This is a genomic window from Marinobacter manganoxydans MnI7-9, from assembly GCF_000235625.1.
Classification (GTDB): domain Bacteria; phylum Pseudomonadota; class Gammaproteobacteria; order Pseudomonadales; family Oleiphilaceae; genus Marinobacter; species Marinobacter manganoxydans.
Genome location: NZ_AGTR01000055.1, coordinates 13,459 through 30,039 on the forward strand (window position 1 = coordinate 13,459; position 16,581 = coordinate 30,039).

17 protein-coding genes are annotated in these 16,581 nt (G+C 56.1%); 12 read left to right on the forward strand and 5 right to left on the reverse strand.

Translation table 11 applies throughout. The annotated features are described in order from the left end of the window. Positions 1-4: 4 nt before the first annotated feature. Both KYE_RS13365 and KYE_RS13370 read right to left on the reverse strand, forming a co-directional pair. The gene (locus KYE_RS13365) at positions 5-1,693 is read right to left on the reverse strand and encodes an ABC transporter permease (RefSeq protein WP_008174273.1); all 1,689 of its coding nucleotides are present in this window, start codon (positions 1,691-1,693) and stop codon (positions 5-7) included. Between the two features lie 155 nt (positions 1,694-1,848). Further along, positions 1,849-2,865 carry a Fe(3+) ABC transporter substrate-binding protein gene (locus KYE_RS13370; protein WP_039882044.1) on the reverse strand — a complete coding sequence of 339 codons (1,017 nt, stop codon included), beginning with the start codon at positions 2,863-2,865 and terminating at the stop codon, positions 1,849-1,851. Positions 2,866-3,051: 186 nt separating this feature from the next. On the opposite strand from KYE_RS13370, the gene KYE_RS13375 reads away from it, so the two are divergent. The 3 genes from KYE_RS13375 to KYE_RS13385 all read left to right on the forward strand — a co-directional run bounded on the left by KYE_RS13375 (position 3,052) and on the right by KYE_RS13385 (position 5,481). After that, the gene (locus KYE_RS13375) at positions 3,052-3,330 is read left to right on the forward strand and encodes a PilZ domain-containing protein (protein WP_008174275.1); all 279 of its coding nucleotides are present in this window, start codon (positions 3,052-3,054) and stop codon (positions 3,328-3,330) included. Between the two features lie 73 nt (positions 3,331-3,403). After that, complete coding sequence (locus tag KYE_RS13380; RefSeq protein ID WP_008174276.1) at positions 3,404-3,997, forward strand: hypothetical protein; 594 nt, start codon at positions 3,404-3,406, stop codon at positions 3,995-3,997. A 176-nt stretch (positions 3,998-4,173) separates the two neighbouring features. Beyond that, complete coding sequence (locus tag KYE_RS13385) at positions 4,174-5,481, forward strand: HD-GYP domain-containing protein (protein ID WP_008174277.1); 1,308 nt, start codon at positions 4,174-4,176, stop codon at positions 5,479-5,481. Here the strand turns inward: KYE_RS13385 and KYE_RS13390 are convergent. After that, positions 5,471-6,586 (reverse strand): hypothetical protein, encoded by a 1,116-nt coding sequence (locus KYE_RS13390; protein ID WP_008174278.1) that lies wholly within the window; start codon positions 6,584-6,586, stop codon positions 5,471-5,473. The genes KYE_RS13385 and KYE_RS13390 overlap by 11 nt on opposite strands. A 261-nt stretch (positions 6,587-6,847) precedes the next feature. Here KYE_RS13390 and KYE_RS13395 point away from each other — a divergent pair, with 261 nt between their 5' ends. The 3 genes from KYE_RS13395 to queF are packed head-to-tail and all read left to right on the forward strand — an operon-like array spanning position 6,848 to position 9,398. Then, the gene (locus KYE_RS13395; RefSeq protein ID WP_008174279.1) at positions 6,848-7,795 is read left to right on the forward strand and encodes an ABC transporter ATP-binding protein; all 948 of its coding nucleotides are present in this window, start codon (positions 6,848-6,850) and stop codon (positions 7,793-7,795) included. Continuing rightward, a complete protein-coding gene (locus KYE_RS13400) occupies positions 7,792-8,565 on the forward strand; it encodes an ABC transporter permease (protein ID WP_008174280.1) in 774 nt (257 codons plus the stop codon). Before KYE_RS13395 ends, KYE_RS13400 begins: the two co-directional genes overlap by 4 nt. Before the next feature lie 14 nt (positions 8,566-8,579). Next, the gene (queF, locus tag KYE_RS13405) at positions 8,580-9,398 is read left to right on the forward strand and encodes an NADPH-dependent 7-cyano-7-deazaguanine reductase QueF (protein WP_008174281.1); all 819 of its coding nucleotides are present in this window, start codon (positions 8,580-8,582) and stop codon (positions 9,396-9,398) included. Positions 9,399-9,428: 30 nt separating this feature from the next. Here the strand turns inward: queF and KYE_RS13410 are convergent, their stop codons facing one another. Continuing rightward, positions 9,429-10,868, reverse strand: a complete 1,440-nt coding sequence (locus KYE_RS13410; RefSeq protein WP_008174282.1) for an adenylate/guanylate cyclase domain-containing protein — start codon at positions 10,866-10,868, stop codon at positions 9,429-9,431. A gap of 1 nt (position 10,869) precedes the next feature. Beyond that, positions 10,870-11,181, reverse strand: a complete 312-nt coding sequence (locus tag KYE_RS13415; RefSeq protein ID WP_008174283.1) for an Mpo1-like protein — start codon at positions 11,179-11,181, stop codon at positions 10,870-10,872. 167 nt (positions 11,182-11,348) lie between these two features. Here KYE_RS13415 and KYE_RS13420 point away from each other — a divergent pair, with 167 nt between their 5' ends. The 6 genes from KYE_RS13420 (at position 11,349) to KYE_RS13445 (ending at position 16,553) form a co-directional block, all read left to right on the forward strand. Next, positions 11,349-11,900, forward strand: coding sequence for a nitroreductase family protein (locus KYE_RS13420; RefSeq protein WP_008174284.1), 552 nt, complete (start codon positions 11,349-11,351; stop codon positions 11,898-11,900). A gap of 241 nt (positions 11,901-12,141) precedes the next feature. Next, complete coding sequence (gene flgB / locus KYE_RS13425; protein ID WP_008174285.1) at positions 12,142-12,540, forward strand: flagellar basal body rod protein FlgB; 399 nt, start codon at positions 12,142-12,144, stop codon at positions 12,538-12,540. 34 nt (positions 12,541-12,574) lie between these two features. Next, entirely contained in the window at positions 12,575-13,024 is a 450-nt protein-coding gene (gene flgC, locus KYE_RS13430) for a flagellar basal body rod protein FlgC (RefSeq protein ID WP_008174287.1), read from the forward strand. 18 nt (positions 13,025-13,042) lie between these two features. Further along, complete coding sequence (locus KYE_RS13435) at positions 13,043-13,720, forward strand: flagellar hook assembly protein FlgD (RefSeq protein ID WP_008174289.1); 678 nt, start codon at positions 13,043-13,045, stop codon at positions 13,718-13,720. 27 nt (positions 13,721-13,747) lie between these two features. Beyond that, positions 13,748-15,724 carry a flagellar hook protein FlgE gene (locus tag KYE_RS13440; RefSeq protein WP_008174291.1) on the forward strand — a complete coding sequence of 659 codons (1,977 nt, stop codon included), beginning with the start codon at positions 13,748-13,750 and terminating at the stop codon, positions 15,722-15,724. A gap of 76 nt (positions 15,725-15,800) precedes the next feature. Next, on the forward strand, positions 15,801-16,553 hold the full coding sequence (locus KYE_RS13445; protein WP_008174293.1) for a flagellar basal body rod protein FlgF: 753 nt from the start codon (positions 15,801-15,803) through the stop codon (positions 16,551-16,553). The last annotated feature ends 28 nt before the right edge of the window (positions 16,554-16,581 follow it).

The window sequence follows — 16,581 nt, forward strand, 5'->3', positions numbered from 1 at the left end:
CTGGTCAGGCAATTGACCGGCTGTTGGAGATTGAGCGGCTCATCAGAATAATCGGAATGATGCCAGCCAGAACAATAATCAGGGCGGGCAGGGCGCTGTGGTACAGGCGCTCGTCAGAGGCGAACTGGTACACGTAGGTCGCCAGTGTCTCGAAGTTGAACGGCCTGAGTATCAGGGTGGCCGGCAATTCCTTCATGCAATCGACGAAAACCACCAGGGCCGCTGTTACCAATGTGCCTCGCAACATTGGCAAGTGAACCCTGACCAGGGTGTTGCCCGGGGTGTGGCCCAGAGAGCGGGACGCCATGTCCATGCTCGGGGTAATCTTCTGCAACGCACTCTCCACGCTACCGGCCGAAACGGCAAGGAATCGCACGGTGTAGGCAAACACCAGGGCGAAGGCCGAGCCACTCAGTAACAGGCCCGTGCTGATTCCGAATACGTCCCGCATCAGGCTATCCAGCCAGTTGTCAAAACCTGCCAGGGGCACAATCACACCAACAGCCAGCACGGCGCCGGGCATGGCATAGCCCAGGCTGGAAAGGCGCATCAGTACCTGCATTTTGCGAGTGTTGTGCAGTCGGCGGCTGTAGGCGAGCGTAACACCAATCAGCAGAGTAGTGAGGGCTGCCGTGCCAGAGAGGAAAAGGCTGTTGAAGGTGTTTCGGACAAAATCCGGGTTCCAGCTTTCACCGAAGTATTCCCACGCATAGAGCCCGAGGGTTGCACCGGGAATCACGAAACCGAACAGAACCGGTAAGGCGCAAACCGCTACGCAAATCATCTGGCGCGGGAAGGACATGGTGAAGCGCTGGATCGGCTCACGGTTGTCCCGCGCTGCGAACTGTTGCTGGCGTCTGCGGGAATACCGTTCCAGGGTAACCAGGATCACCACGAAGATCAGCATTGTGGTGGCTATTTGAGCTGCCCCGCCGAGGTTGCCGAGGTTCATCCAGGTATCAAACAGGCCAGCGGTCAGGGTCTGGACGGCAAAGAAGTCCACGGTACCAAAATCGTTCAGGGTTTCCATCAGCACCAGGGAAAGGCCGACGGCTACCGCCGGTCGGGCGATGGGCAGAACCACCCTGAAGAACGTGCTCAGCGCGGAGTGGCCGAGACTGCGGCTGACCGCGAACAGAGACGGGGACTGTTCCAGAAAGGCGGCGCGGGCCAGAAGGTAAACGTAGGGATACAAGACCAGCCCGATCATCAGCGTGGCGCCTTCGAGGCTGCGAATTTCCGGGAACCAGTAGTCTGCGGCACTGCTCCAGCCGAACAGGTCTCGCAAGGCACCCTGAACGGGGCCAGCGTAGTCCAGGAGGCTTGTGTACACATAGGCAATAACGTAGGCGGGCACTGCAAATGGTAGCAGCATCGCCCACTCAAAGAATTTGCGACCCGGAAACTCGCACATGGTGACCGCCCAGGCCGACGCCAGGCCTATAACCAGGGTAAGGGCACCCACCCCAATCATCAGTTTGAGCGTGGTTGTCAGGTACCGGGGAAGGGTGGTTTCGATCAGGTGTGGCCAGATGTTCTCTTCGGGAAAAAACGCCAGAAAAATAACGGAGAGAACCGGAAGGGCGACGATGGCGGTGGTCAGAAGTGCGCTGATCATCCATTTTGGAGAGGTACGCTTAGCCAGCAGGGGCTGGGATAGCCCTGGATTAACGCTGGTTGCGGCCTCGCTCATAGTGTCCCTGCGCCTGGATGTGGAGTCTGTCCAATTGAAGGCTGCAGATTGTAGTCACCTGACCTGATGCCTGCAACGACTGGTGTCATACCGGAAGAGGGAAGCGCCCGCCAAAGGGCATGTGAGGGTGGTCAAACCACCCTCACTGTTGGCGATTACTCGCCGTCGTAATCGACGCGGTCAACCAGTTTGACTGCGGCATTGCGGTTATCTGCAATCTCCTGCAGTGACAGGTTGTCGGGGTTGATCTCACCCCACTCGGCAACCAGTCCGGAAGGCTTAACCTCCGGGTTTGCCGGGTATTCCGTGTTTGCCTCAGCGTAGATACGCTGGGCTTTCGGTGAAGACAGGAATTCCATCAGTTTGATGGCGTTCTCGCGGTTAGGCGCGCTCTTGGTCAGTGAAATACCACTGATATTTACGTGAGTGCCCCGGCCTTCGGCGTTCGGAAATACAAGCCGTACCTGTTCGGCAATCGGCCGCTGGTTCTCATCCTGCAGCATATTGCCATAGTAGTAGCTGTTACCAATGGAGACGTCGCATACGCCCTCGGCAATAGCCTTGATCTGGTCGCGGTCGCCACCCTGGGGTTTGCGGGCCAGATTGTCTTTCAGGCCTTCCAGCCACTTCTCGGTTTCGGCTTCACCATGGTGTGCGATCATGGAGGAGAACAGGGCGATGTTGTAGGGGTGCTTGCCGCTGCGAGTACAGATACGGTTGTTCCACTTGTCGTCTGCCAGTTGTTCGTAGGTGGTGATCTCACCTTCTTCCACGCGGTCCTTGGAAACGAAGATCAGGCGCCCGCGGGTGGTCAGGGCAAACCACTTGCCCTCGGGATGGCGCAGGTTTTCCGGAATGTTCTCTTCCAGAGTCTCGTTGTCGACGTTCTGAACGAGATCACGTTCTACCAGCTCGTTGAGGCGGGAAATATCAACGGTCATCACCAAATCTGCCGGGCTGTTGCGACCCTCGCGCTCCAGTCGCTCGGCCAGACCCTGTTTGGCAAAGACCACGTTGCTCTGGATGCCGGTTTCCTGTTCAAAAGCGTTCAGCAGGGGTTCGAGCAGATATGCCTGACGGTATGAGTAGATATTGACCTCGCCATCTGCGGAGGCGGCCATGGGCATGGCAGAGAGGGCGATTGCTGCGGTAGCAGCCAGTTTCATTCGCATATTCCCATCCTTTCGGGTGTTTCCGGTATTAATTTGCTTTGCCAGGATCGGCAAGTTTTTAAAAACGCCAACCATTCTCATTTCCATTGACTCCAGAGTCAATCTCTCCGTTGGCATATTTTTCTGAAAATGGTGTTATGCTTCGGAAGACTATAAAAACTATGCAAAAAGTAGTGGAATCCTCAAATGGATGGGAACGATCGAAGAGAGCACATACGCACGGCAATGAGTGCGAAAGTAAAGGTGGTTCACGAGGAGCTCGGCGAGTTCATATTCTCGACCCGCGATATCTCCGACGGCGGTGTTTTCATCGTTGTGGACACTGAGCCATTTGCGCCAAACCTCGGCGACACAGTTACCGTGCAGGTGCAGGGGCTACCTGTTCCAGCACCGATACTTGAAATGGTGGTCGTGCGCAAAACCAACGACGGGTACGGCCTCCAGTTTGATCAAAATGGTGACTGATAGACGGATTGAATGCCCCTGCCGTGGATAATGGCAGTGTTCAACCAACCGCTGTCAGGGATGCAACAGCCAGATGATCTTTTCAGTCTTTTCCAGAGCTTACAAGCCGATTATTGCAAGCCTTGTCCTGGTTTCCGTATCGGGCTGTGCGAGCTATTACTCACATTTTGCGATGTTTCCGGCTGAGAATTCATCCGGTGAGCCAAGACACGTACGGCTGTCCTGGCAAAGCGCGGAGTATCCTGGTTGGTGGTTTGCCGGCGATAAAGCCACGCCCGTGAAGCTGGAAACCCAGTGCAGCGACCGTGTCTGGCGCCTCCGCGATGACGAAGAGGCGAGTGCCTGCGGCGAGGGTATTCGTGCCTGTGGCGAAGCGGGCCGGGATCTGGTGGCGCAGACGGGGCAGCCGGCAAGCGGCTCAACCCGCTGCATGTCCATCAATCCGGCGGATCCGGATGCCCGTATTGCAGAAATAGAAGGGAAACTGGAGTTGCTGGTGTCCTGTACCCCTGCCGTCTTGGCAGAGGGTGAGGGTGATGACGCCCTGAACCTTGACTATCTGCGAGCATCATCAGTTCCGTACACGGTTTATGTCCGGAAGGCGCCGCGGGGTTCAATGCGGTCCCGATTGCCTGAATTTGATGAATCGGTATGTGACGCAGAGTGACACTTTCTGACGTTGATATGTGACTCCCATCACGTTGCTACATTTTGTTTCCTGTTGAACATTAGCGTTACGTTTTGTCGCGTTTGGGTTACCTGGCGATACGATATTGTAATTGTGTCTTCCGGCGGTTCGGTCAGAATGGTAGCTATCGAAAAGTTTGTTGTGTGAGGTGGCCCGTGGGTGTCCAACAGAAAAAAGTCGCAGTTCATGATCTGGAAGTGGGCATGTTCGTGTCTGATCTGGATAGACCATGGCACCAGACCCCGTTCCCTATCCAGGGTTTTCATATCCGGTCCCAGGATGACATCCGCGCTCTGGTTTCCCACTGCAAGTGGGTCATGGTCGATGTCGCGGAAGCGAGGGAAACAAAAGAAGTAAAAGGCGATAGCAAGCCGGTTTTCGGCAAGACACTGAACAAGCGTGGTGGCGGGCGAGAGCAGCTTCAGTTGCCGCCACTGAGCATTCGGGAGCCGGTAACCTACGAGACTGTCACCAGTCTGAAAAAGGAAATGAAAACGTCCAAACGCCTGCTAGACGATATGGAGCTGGCGCTGGACCAGCTTTTCGAGACTCTCCGTGCCGAAGGCGTACCGGATCTGAGACCGATCGCCGCGATCACCAGCAAAATGGTGAGCAGCGTTGTTCGCCAGCCCGATGCGTTATTGTGGCTGAGTCGCACCCGTGCCCATGACAGTTACCTGTACCGGCATGCCTTGAATACATCGGTTTGGGCCCTGGTGTGTGGTCGTCATCTGGGTTTGAACGAAGGGCTTCTGAATCATCTTGGCCTGGGTTGTTTGCTGTCACAGGTGGGCAAGACCACGCTGCCGCCGGAGTTGCTGGCCCGGGAAGGTCAGTTGAGTGCCGAGGAATATCTTACCTACCGTGGTTACGTTGCCCGTGGTGTTGCCATGCTGGAGAACAGTGGGCTCTCACGTGCCGTGCTCAGTGTGGTCCAGGGGCATCGCGAGCGTCATAACGGTTCTGGTTTCCCGGAAGGTGTGCGGGGGGATCGCATTCCGTTACTGGCCAAGGTGGCCGGCATTGCGGAATTTTTTGAATCGTTGATTGCGCCTCGCTCCCACGCCGAACCTATGACGCCAGCGAAGGCAGTAACGCTGCTCTACGAGATGCGCAACATCGAGTTCCAGGAAGACCTGGTTGAGAATTTCATCCAGGCAATTGGTATCTACCCCACCGGCAGTCTCGTGGAACTGACCGACGGCCAGCGTGGCATCGTCGTGTCCCATTCTCCGGAACGTCGGCTCTGGCCCCGCGTTATGGTTATGACCGATGCCGCTGCCAGGCCGTTGAAAACCGCCAAGATCATTGATCTGGCAAAGTACAACGAAGGCAGGGAAGCAGCAGAAACCGTGCGAATTCGTGAGTGCCTGCCCCATGGCACGGAAGGACTGGACCCATCCTATTACGATGTTACCGGTGTGGAGTCCCGCTGGAGCCTGTCCCGCCTGATCAGCGGATAATCACGCGCAGCTGTTTGCGAACCCACCGATAGGTATCCTCCGGACGGAAGCTGAGCAGAAGCTCGGATTCGCCGCCGGAGGGGCCTGCCACAAAATACTCCACGTCTCCGCTCTGCCAGTCCGCTGAGTTGATCTGGACATCCTGGGGGCGCGTACTGATCGCTTCCAGTTCCGCCAGAGATAGTCCGCCTCCAATCTTTCGCACCGCAACCTGCTTCAGGGCGGTATCCGTTGCCGGATGGCTGGCTACGTCCTCATCCAGGAAATAACGGTTAGCGACGGTTGTACTGATGGCCTTGAGTTCCCGCGTCAAGTAGGTCTGCGCATCTTCCGAGTCGATGTCTTCCATGGTACGCACGGCATTTTCGATTCTGTCCTTTTTTGCCTGCAGATCCTCACTGTATTCAATGTCCGGATCGCGATCCTCGTCATTTTCTGGCCGTGGAGGCGCGTTGTCGATTTCCTCCTGGGTGGGCGGGTCCTCACAAAGTTCATCGTCTTCCGGGTAAAAGCAGATTGCGGCCAGCAGCTGGTTAGCCGGGGACATGGGATCCGTCGCAGTGAACTCCGATTCGCTGACGCTGAAGTCAATTGGTGCTGTCAGGTCCGGAAGGGCAGCATTCAACTGCGCAATCATCCGGTCTCGGATATCGACCCCTTCGCCCTCCGCGACATTCTGGCTCCAGTTCAGAAGCATCAGAAATCGGGACAGGTTCATCAGGGTTGTGTTCTCCAGAACCTGTTGCTCGGTCAGTGTATGGGTGCTCAGGCCTTCGTCATCCACCATTGGCGTTTGCAGCTCTGTGCGGGTGGCTTCGAAGAATTCGAGCAGGTTTACGTATCGCCGGGCCGGCACACCGCTGACCAGTGGCAGGTCCCCAACGCGGAAGGTTAGTGTTTCGCCGGGATAGTAGCGGAACTCTCCTGCAGCGTTCGTAGTGCCCGATTGACTCGCGGTCTGGTAGGAGAGGCCGTTAAAGCCGTTGAAGTTGACCTGGCCGGTGCTGGTATCGTCGCCGGAACCGCCGTCATCGTCCAGGCAGCCAGAGAGGGCGAGGGCGCCAAGCAGTGTAAACGTTAGTCGGATGCGGTGAACGGATCTCATGGTTGGTCGTACATTCCCTTCGATTCAGCGCGCCCGCACCCAGGGTGCGGCAGCCCCTTTTGTAAATTGTTGTAACCGCATTATAAGGGCGGGGTTTGCCTCAAATCGGGATTCCTGTCGCAGTTTCCGTTATTGACCCGGGGACATCACCGGCCCATAAGGGCCTTGAAATCAGCGACTTTGTCACAATAAATAGCATTCTAAATTCTGGCGGGCGGCTTCGGCCGCTCATGGCCGTTTTTCATCGAGTCGGGATGGTTTATGACCAATGCACTGGAAATTGAGGGCCTCACCAAGACCTACGGTGACGGGTTTCAGGCTCTCAAGGGGATTGATCTGCACGTCGCCGAGGGGGATTTCTTTGCCTTGCTGGGGCCAAACGGGGCTGGCAAATCGACCACTCTGGGCATTGTCTGCTCCCTGGTGAACAAGACGGCAGGCAAGGTGAGGGTGTTCGGGTATGACACCGATACCCACCTCTCCGATGCCAAGCTGAACCTCGGCGTGGTTCCCCAGGAGTTCAACTTCAACCAGTTCGAGAAAGTCTTTGATATTGTCACCACCCAGGCTGGCTACTACGGAATTCCGTTGAAGCAGGCTTCGGCGTCGGCCGAAAAGTATCTGAAAAAGCTTGGTCTGTGGGACAAGCGGAACACCCCGGCCCGGATGCTCTCCGGCGGCATGAAGCGCCGTCTGATGATTGCCCGCGCCCTGGTCCACGAACCGAAACTGCTGATTCTGGATGAGCCCACCGCCGGTGTGGATATTGAGCTGCGCCGGTCCATGTGGACCTTTCTGGAAGAGATGAATCGCCAGGGCACAACCATCATCCTGACGACACATTACCTGGAGGAAGCGGAAGCCCTTTGCCGCAACATTGCCATTATCGACCATGGCAAGATCCTCAAGCACACCAGCAAGAAAGCCTTGCTGCAGCAACTGAGCCTGGAGACGTTTGTGCTGGACACCGAGAAGACCCTCGATTCCGCGCCCGAGCTCAACGGTTTTCCGACACGCCTCGACGCCGAAGGAGCCCTGGAGGTGGAAGTGGAGAAAGGTCAGGGGCTCAACCAGGTATTTGTGGAGCTTGAGCGACTGGGCATCAAGGTGGTCAGCATGAGAACCAAGGCCAATCGTCTGGAGGAACTTTTCCTTCGCCTGGTTGAAGAGAACGCAGAATCCAGCAAGGCAGTGGAGGGTGCAGCATGACGCCGCACGCCCTGTTCACAGCCTTCAGCACCATCGTTGTCCGGGAGATACGCCGGTTTACCCGTATCTGGGCGCAGACGCTGCTGCCGCCTGCGGTCACCATGACCCTGTATTTCATTATTTTCGGCAACCTGATCGGTTCCCGGATTGGCGAAATGGGCGGCTTTGATTATATGTCGTTCATTGTACCCGGGCTGATCATGATGGCAGTGATCACAAGCTCGTACGCCAACGTGGTGTCTTCGTTTTTCTCCATGAAATTCCAGCGCAGCATTGAGGAGCTCCTGGTGTCGCCGGTGCCAAACTGGGTGATCCTGTCCGGCTATGTGACCGGAGGCATGGCCCGGGGCCTGGGGATTGGCCTCATCGTCACGTTGCTGTCACTGGCGTTTACCCGGTTGTCCATCCACAACCTGCCCATGATGGTCCTGACGGTATTTCTGACTTCCGCACTGTTTGCAGTGGGCGGCTTTATTAACGCCATGCTGGCAACCAAGTTTGATGACATCTCCATCGTCCCAACATTCGTACTAACGCCCCTGACCTATCTTGGCGGTGTCTTTTACAGTATCGATCTGCTGCCTGGATTCTGGCAGGGGGTGTCTATGATTAATCCGATCCTGTACATGGTGAACGGCTTCCGCTACGGGATTCTGGGTGTGTCAGACGTTAATCCCTTTGTTTCTCTTGGTATGATTCTGGTTTTCATCTCCGTGCTCTCGGTGATTGCCCTGAGAATGCTGGAGCGTGGTAAAGGCATTCGCCACTGATTTCAGGAACAGTTATGGCACTTAATGACGCTCCGCTTGGCAAGACAAGCGATTATCCGGACAACTACGACCCAGGCCTGCTGTTCCCGGTGGCGAGGGAGGAAAACCGTCGCCGCCTGGGGCTGGAGGACGGCCGCTGGCCCTGGTTTGGCGAGGACCTGTGGCAGGCCTGGGAAATCTCGTGGCTTCGGCCAAATGGTGTGCCGGAGGTTGCCTGGGCGCAGATTGTCTTTCCGGCCGCTTCGCCATCGATCATCGAGTCCAAATCGCTCAAGCTGTATCTCAACTCGCTGAACCAGGCGGTTTACTCGTCCCGTGAGCAGGTTGCGGAGGTAATTACCCAGGATCTGTCCAGTGCTTGCGGCGGAGCGGTTCAGGTCAACCTGTTAAGCGTCGACGAATCCGGGGAGGCGGTTGGTCGCCCTGAAGGATTCGAGTTGATTGATGATGAACCGGTGAGCGATGTGGTGTATGAGTATTCACCCGAGTCTCTCGAGGCCGGAAATGAGGTGGTGACTGAGCAGTTATGCTCCCATCTCCTAAAGAGCAACTGTCCGGTGACGGGCCAGCCGGACTGGGCCACCCTGTTGGTCAGCTACACCGGCCCGAAAATCGACCGGCCTGGCTTGCTGCGTTACGTGGTGAGTTTTCGGCAAAAACAGGATTTTCACGAGCATTGTGTGGAAACGGTGTTTACCGATCTGATGGCGCGATGCAGCCCGGAGTCGCTAACGGTGATTGCCCGATACACCCGGCGTGGCGGGCTGGATATTAATCCATGGCGAAGCACCGAAACCGGCAAGGACGCCGGGCCGCGGCTGATACGTCAGTAATTCGAATCGCGGTGAGCGCAGGGACGCGCCTCAGGAAACATCCTCTTCCCGTCGCAGACGGTCTGCGGCGTCCTCCAGGGCGGTCAGGATGGCCTGGCGTTCCTTCTCGGTGATCTTGTCTGAATCCAGATACATGGCGAAACCACTGTGCTCATGCTCCAGGAAGCTGCGGTTGGGGCCCATGTCGCGCCGGAAATCCACCACTTCATAAATCGGTACCGGCTTCCCGAAGCCTTTCACGGTAATCTCGCCCTTGTCCCGGCACATGATCTTGTTCTTGATCAGCGAGAAGGTCTCGTAGGACACCAGGATTTCACCAGGTTCCGCAAGGGATTCAAGCCGGCTCGCAAGATTTACTTCCTTGCCGATGATGGTGTAATCCATCCGGTTTTCAGCGCCGAAGTTGCCCACGGTTGTGTAGCCGGTACTGATGCCCATGCGTATTTCCAGCGGGGTCTTGATGCCCTGACTGCGCCATTTCTGGCGCATGATTTTCATGTGTTTACGCATCTCGATGGCCATGGAAACACAGGCAAAGGCATCTTCCCGTTGGCCCCGGCTGGTGGGGTCGCCAAAGAACACCATGATGGAATCGCCGACGAACTTGTCGATGGTGCCGCCATATTTCAGGGCCACTTCCGACATTTCATTGAAGTAGTGATTCAGTAACTCAGTCAGGGCCTCGGGTTCCATTTCCTCGGACAGCTCCGTGAAGCCCTTGATGTCCGAGAAGAACACCGCCAACTTCTTGCGCTGGGTCTCCAGCCGAACGTCCCGCTCACCGGTAAAAATGGACTGCCAAACCTGGGGTGAAAGGTATTTCGACAGCTTGTGGGAGAGTGCGATGGACTGCTCCCGCTGGTTCTGGATCTGGGTCTTTGCCAGCATTAACGCCCGTGCCTGCTGGTGGGAGTAATAGGCGGTGACGCAGATATAAAGCCCGGTTGAGAGTATCGATACGATGCTGGTCAGTAGCGGTGAATGCGGGCCGTCTGCCGGGCCAAGGATTGCCACAGTGCCGGCAATGGCCGATGCCATGAAAACGGTTCCCAGAAGCCACTGGCGGATGCCCCCCACCATCAGGCAACTGAACATCAGCATCAGTGCAACCGCCATGGAGGGAATGACGATCAGTCCGATACAACCAATAAACGCCCCACCGACAACGCAATCAAAAATCAGCATTTTCTGGCGTATGCGGGGGGAGTTTCTAAGGAAGGTCCGGCGGGTCAGGGCGTGGGCAATGTGGGGCCAGGTAAGGGCGCCTGCCACCAGCCACAGAAGCCATTGGGCAAAAGCGCCCTGAAGAACGCCGGTAACGATGATAGCGGCAGTTGATGTATAGGCCAGCACCCGACCGTTATAGTCGGGCATCGGCGGAATGGCGACGGGGTTGCCCGACGCCTCAGACGCCAGGGACCGGCCGGCGGAGCTGCTGGCACTGCGCAGGTCTGCTGGTGCGCTCATCATCTCAGAAACGGATCCTGCCAATCAGCATGTCGCGGAACATGACCCAGTCGCCCATCAGGCTGTAAAGTGGGTATTTAAAGGTGGCTGGCCGGTTTTTCTCAAACTTGAAATGGCCGATCCAGGCAAAGCCGTAGCCGATTACAGGCAGGGCCAACAGCCACAACAACTTGCCGGAGACCAGTGCCCAGGCAGCAACGAGCAGAACGAGAAGGCTGCCCGCAAAGTGCAGACGGCGACAGGTTACATCGCTGTGTTCTTCAAGGTAGAAAGGATAGAATTCAGAGAAATTGTTGAAGGTTTGCTGGTTGCTCATTGTGTTGCCACTCACCGTTGTACGACCGCGTCATTTATTGTTGTTGGCAGACCCGACTACGACTAAAGGTTAACAGTATTACGTACAAGCCACAATTCACGGTCGGGAATTGCGTTCGTACCGACAATCTCAAAGTCATCACTACAGCCATCATACAGCGAGCAGATATGACAGCAGTTACCGATTTCCTCCTGAACCGTTCCTCGGAGCCGAGGCTGGAGTCGCCCGCGCCGGACCGGGAAACCCTTGATCGGGCTTTCGCCTGTGCCGCCCGCGCGCCTGATCACGCCCTGCTGAGACCCTGGCGTTACCTTGTTGTGGAAGGCGAAGGGCTGGAGGCTCTGGGTGAACTGTTTGCGTCTACCTGTGCCAATAACAGTGACGAAAAAGAAATCGAGAAGCTCAGGCGCGCACCGCTCAGAGCGCCAATGGTGATTGTGGGAATCGCGTCGCCGAAAACCCATCCCAAAGTGCCTGAAATTGAGCAGTTGATGTCGGCGGCTGCCGGCATGAGCTTCGTTGAACTTGCGCTGCAGGATGCGGGTTACGGCGTTATGTGGAGAACCGGCTCTGTCGCTTACCACGCTTCAGTGCACGCGGGCCTGGGGCTCGAAGAGCATGAGCAGATCGTCGGCTTTCTCTACACTGGCACCGTTTCCGCGGCAAAGCCTTCCGTTCCAAGGCCGGCGGTGGAGGAATTTGTGCGCCACTGGCCCTGATATTCTACCTGAAAGTCCCCCGGCCCACTCCCGGGGGAAGCAGCTTGCCGCTTTTTCCTGACCGTTCCTTCCTTGCTTTGCCCTGACCATTAATTAACCGCCGGCCAGGGCCTGCCAATACTGGATTTTCTGACAAAATTAGACCTCACCCGAATTCTGGCATCCAGCTTGCTTTAGTCCTGTCAAAGAGCACAGCCGGCAAAAGCAGGTCGGCATACTGGTGCAGTTTTCGGGAGGCAACATGGCGATTACGTTCGATTCGGCTCTGGGCATTCACCAACACGCGGTTGAAGCGCGGGTTAAACGTGCCGAAGTTTTGGCAAACAACCTGGCGAACGCCGATACCCCGGGCTTCAAAGCGCGCGACCTGGATTTCCAGGCAATGATGCAGAAGGCCCAGGAGCAGGTCAGCGGATTCCAGATGGATAAAACCCATGACGCGCACATGGATACCTCAGTGTCAGCCTCGGAAAGCGATTTGATGTATCGGGTACCTCATCAGCCGTCGGTTGACGGTAATACCGTGGATGCCCAGCAGGAGCAGACTCGCTTTATGCGCAACGCCATGGATTTCCAGGCCAGTTTCCAGTTTCTGAATAGTAAGTTCAGCGGTTTGACCAAAGCCATTAAAGGCGAGTAAGCCGCAGTCACAGGGTTAGCGAAGGAGAGTTTTCATGTCACTGGGCAGCATTTTTGATATCGCCGGTTCCGGCATGACCGCGCAATCACTGCGGCTGAATACAACCGCTTCGAATATCGCCAACGCCGAGACCGCCAGTTCCAGCACCGGCGAAACCTATCGGGCCAGGAAGCCGGTTTTCTCGGCCATTCAGCAGTCGCTGATGAATCCGGGGCAGGGCGGTTTGCCGATGGCGGCCGATGAGGGCCCGGGCGCCGGTGTCAGGGTTGAAGGTATCGTTGAAAGCGATGCGGAGCTGCAGATGCGCTACGAGCCCCATCACCCGGCGGCCAACGAGGACGGCTACGTCTACTACCCCAATGTGAATGTGGTTGAAGAGATGGCGGACATGATGTCGTCGTCCAGAAGTTTCCAGATGAATGTGGATGTCATGAACACAGCCAAGTCCATGATGCAGCGCATTCTGACTCTCGGTCAGCAGTAACAGGGTGAGGAGCACAACATGACTGCAGTAAATGCAACAGACGCGTCGGATGTTCTGAGCCAGTACCAGCTGAAGCAACAGAATGGCGGCCAGGGCACCAGCGAGTTGGGTCGGAACGAGTTCATGGAACTGATGCTGGCACAGCTGAAGAACCAGAACCCGCTGGAACCCCAGGACAACGGTGAATTCATCTCCCAACTGGCCCAGTTCAGCTCACTGGAGGAAATGCAGAACCTTTCCGGTACGGTTGAGGATGTGGTGGGTCAGTTCCGTTCCAGCCAGGCGCTGCAGGCCTCTGCCATGGTCGGCAAAACCGTGCTTGCCCCTTCCCAGATCGGGGTTCTGGGTGCGGACGGTGAGATCAGCGGCACCGTTGAAGTGCCGGCATCGACCGGTGGCCTTCGGCTTTCGATTCAGGGTCAGAATGGTGAGCGGGTTCGCCAGATCGACATGGGTAGTAGTCCGGCAGGGGTGACCTCGTTCCGCTGGGATGGCCAGGACGGCAACGGCAATCCCTTGCCGCCGGGCGCCTACCGGATTGTGGCCGAGGCTTCCTACCCGGATGGGCCGCAGCAGTTGGGTACGATGGTAAGTGCCAATGTTGACAGCGTGTCCCTGGGCCAGGGTGGCTCCATTACCCTGAATCTTGCAGGCATGGGCTCCATCGCCCTGTCTGATGTAAAACAAATTAACTGATACCGGTGAAACACCAAGGGGTGAACCATGGGATTTAATACGGGTTTGAGTGGCCTTCGCGCGGCATCGGTGGATCTGGACGTCACCGGCAACAACATTGCCAACGCCAGTACCGTTGGTTTCAAGGGCAGCAAGGCCCAGTTTGGCGATCTATACGCCAGCGGTTTCCTGAGCGCAGGCACCAACCCGATCGGCGACGGTGTCCGGGTCCAGGATGTAAAACAGTCGTTCGGTCAGGGCAATATCAGCTTCACTGACAACGGTCTGGATATGGCGATTGCCGGTGATGGTTTCTTTATCCTGAATAACGGCGGTGAGATTCGTTACTCCCGAGCAGGGCAGTTTGGTATTGATAAGGGAGGGTTCGTTACCAATAACGAGAATATGCGGGTTCAGGGATATACCGCGGATGAAGATGGCAATCTCTCTGGCATTCGGGGCGATCTGCAGATTGAAACTGACAACTTGGCGCCACGCCGAACAACAAATCTGGACTCTGATTTAAACCTGGACTCGCGGGAGCCGGTGCTGGAGTCCAGGGTGACTCAGCTCGATGAGGTCTCGATAGATGGTTTTGCCGGCGATGAGTTTGTTATTTCTTATGCCGATGGGCGACCAAGCCAACGGGTGGTCGTCCCCGAAGAAGTGACGAATGAGGATGGAACTTCTCGACCTGTTACGGCCAGGGAAGTTGCGAATCAGCTAAATGCAATTGACGGTGTATCATCCTCTGCGACTACAAGTTTTCTTTTTGAGAATGATGGCAATGACGATGGAATCGATCCAGATGGAATTGCGGATCTGGAGTCAGCGCTTGGTGATGCAAACTTTGTCTTTGAGCTGGATGTGGATGGTCAAAATGTTTTCTCGACATCGGGCTCAACTACTAAGCAGGGGTTAGTTGATGCAATTAATTCGTCAAATGCCAGTTCAATTTCAGCCTTCCTAGTTGATGGTGTAGATTCAGCCGGCGATCCAATTCAGGACATTAGAATCACAGATAATCGCGGTTCTAATTTAACCGTCAGCTATGGCACTGGTCCAAATCCATCGTCCTACGATAAGATTGGGGATCTTGATGTTTTCGTTGACAGAAGTGTTCGAGATATAACCCCGACAGATCCAAATGATCCCTCATCAACCAGTGTCTTTGCAATTGCCTATGACGCGGGCGAGTTGTCAATCACAAACGCGTTTAATCCACTTGATCAGCGCACCTACAACCACGCAACCTCAACTACCATCTACGACAGTTTGGGTAATTCCCATGAACTGACGCAGTTCTTCGTGAAAAATCCATCGCCGGGTGACGGTGTCGGCGTCAGTGAATGGTCTGTCTACGCCCAGATTGATGGCGAGCTGGTTGGGGGAACTGATGTTTCACCATTCACCGCGCGCTTCGATCAGGATGGGGCCTTACAGTCCATAAACGGAGACCCAAACGGTGAAATTCTAATTGATGACTGGGTACCAAAAGACAGCAATGGCGAGCCGAACGGCGCTGATGGCCCTCCAGCTGAGGGTGAGGAGGTGGTTACGCCGATTCCAGAGCCGCCCACAACGTCGGCTTTCGTTGTTAACCTTGGTGGGACTACTCAATACGGGGCTGAGTTCGGTGTCAATGATCAACAGCAGAACGGTTATACCACGGGGCGTTTGTCCGGGCTGGATGTCTCTGATGAGGGGGTGCTGTTCGCCCGATATACCAACGGTCAGTCCCAGGCGCTAGGGCAGGTCGCATTAGCCTCGTTCAATAATACCAACGGACTGTCGCCGGTGGGTGATACTTCCTGGGTTGAAACCTTCGAATCCGGCCAGCCGATTATCGGCGCACCGGATACTGGAACCCTTGGTTCCATTAAGGCCAGCTCAGTAGAAGAATCAAACGTGGATTTGTCTGCGGAACTGGTCAACCTGATCATCGCCCAGCGGAACTATCAGGCCAATGCCAAGACCATTGAAACCTCCGATGCGGTCACCCAGACCATCATCAACCTCCGTTAAGTTCGCGAGCTAGCGAACATGGCATGACTCCTGCTAGAAGACTGGAAACAGTCAAAATTCCGGCAGGAGTTTTCCCATGGACAAAGCCCTCTACATCGGTATGTCTGGCGCCAAGCAGAACATGCTGGCCCAGCAAGCCCATGCCAACAACCTGGCGAATGTCAGCACCACCGGCTTCAAGAAGGACTTCGCCCAGGCCCGTAGCATGCCTGTCTTCGGGGAACACCATCCCACCCGGGCCTATGCCATGACAGAGCGACCCGGCACGGACCTTTCCGCAGGCGCCCTGATGGACACCGGCCGCAAACTGGATGTGGCGGTTGAAGGTGAAGGGTGGCTTTCCATCCAGAACGATCAGGGCGAAGAGGTGTTTACCCGCAGCGGCAGTCTTCAGGTTGATGTGAATGGTCTGGTGCGCCTGGCCAATGGTGAACTTGTTCTTGGCAATGGTGGACCGGTTGCGCTGCCGCCTTTCGACAACGTGCAAATCGGCGCTGACGGCACGATTTCTGTTGTTCCTGTTGGCGGCCCGCCGAATCAGCTGGTTGAGGTGGATCGTCTGAAGCTGGTCAACCCGCCACCGGAAGCTCTGGAGAAGGGGCTAGACGGGCATATGCGCCGCAAACCGGACCAGGCAATCGATGGCCCTGAGCCCCCGGATGCAAATCTCAGAGTGGTCTCGGGTTTTCTTGAGAGCTCCAACGTGAATGCGGTGGAAGAGATGATTTCCAATCTGCAGCTTTCCCGGCAATACGAAATGCAGGTGAAGGTAATGACCACCGCCAACGAGAATTCCGAAGCAACGGCACGGCTGTTGCAGAACCTTTAAGTAACGACCGAACACATTGGCCTGGCGG

Excerpts from the sequence above, each read along its gene's own strand:
- KYE_RS13395 (WP_008174279.1), top strand. The coding sequence starts at position 6,848 with ATGACCAATGCACTGGAAATTGAGGGCCTCACCAAGACCTACGGTGAC.
- KYE_RS13370 (WP_039882044.1), bottom strand. The coding sequence starts at position 2,865 with ATGCGAATGAAACTGGCTGCTACCGCAGCAATCGCCCTCTCTGCCATG.
- flgB (WP_008174285.1), top strand. The coding sequence starts at position 12,142 with ATGGCGATTACGTTCGATTCGGCTCTGGGCATTCACCAACACGCGGTT.
- KYE_RS13365 (WP_008174273.1), bottom strand. The coding sequence starts at position 1,693 with ATGAGCGAGGCCGCAACCAGCGTTAATCCAGGGCTATCCCAGCCCCTG.
- KYE_RS13410 (WP_008174282.1), bottom strand. The coding sequence starts at position 10,868 with ATGATGAGCGCACCAGCAGACCTGCGCAGTGCCAGCAGCTCCGCCGGC.
- KYE_RS13435 (WP_008174289.1), top strand. The coding sequence starts at position 13,043 with ATGACTGCAGTAAATGCAACAGACGCGTCGGATGTTCTGAGCCAGTAC.
- queF (WP_008174281.1), top strand. The coding sequence starts at position 8,580 with ATGGCACTTAATGACGCTCCGCTTGGCAAGACAAGCGATTATCCGGAC.
- KYE_RS13415 (WP_008174283.1), bottom strand. The coding sequence starts at position 11,181 with ATGAGCAACCAGCAAACCTTCAACAATTTCTCTGAATTCTATCCTTTC.
- KYE_RS13375 (WP_008174275.1), top strand. The coding sequence starts at position 3,052 with ATGGATGGGAACGATCGAAGAGAGCACATACGCACGGCAATGAGTGCG.
- flgC (WP_008174287.1), top strand. The coding sequence starts at position 12,575 with ATGTCACTGGGCAGCATTTTTGATATCGCCGGTTCCGGCATGACCGCG.
- KYE_RS13445 (WP_008174293.1), top strand. The coding sequence starts at position 15,801 with ATGGACAAAGCCCTCTACATCGGTATGTCTGGCGCCAAGCAGAACATG.
- KYE_RS13420 (WP_008174284.1), top strand. The coding sequence starts at position 11,349 with ATGACAGCAGTTACCGATTTCCTCCTGAACCGTTCCTCGGAGCCGAGG.
- KYE_RS13390 (WP_008174278.1), bottom strand. The coding sequence starts at position 6,586 with ATGAGATCCGTTCACCGCATCCGACTAACGTTTACACTGCTTGGCGCC.
- KYE_RS13400 (WP_008174280.1), top strand. The coding sequence starts at position 7,792 with ATGACGCCGCACGCCCTGTTCACAGCCTTCAGCACCATCGTTGTCCGG.
- KYE_RS13380 (WP_008174276.1), top strand. The coding sequence starts at position 3,404 with ATGATCTTTTCAGTCTTTTCCAGAGCTTACAAGCCGATTATTGCAAGC.
- KYE_RS13440 (WP_008174291.1), top strand. The coding sequence starts at position 13,748 with ATGGGATTTAATACGGGTTTGAGTGGCCTTCGCGCGGCATCGGTGGAT.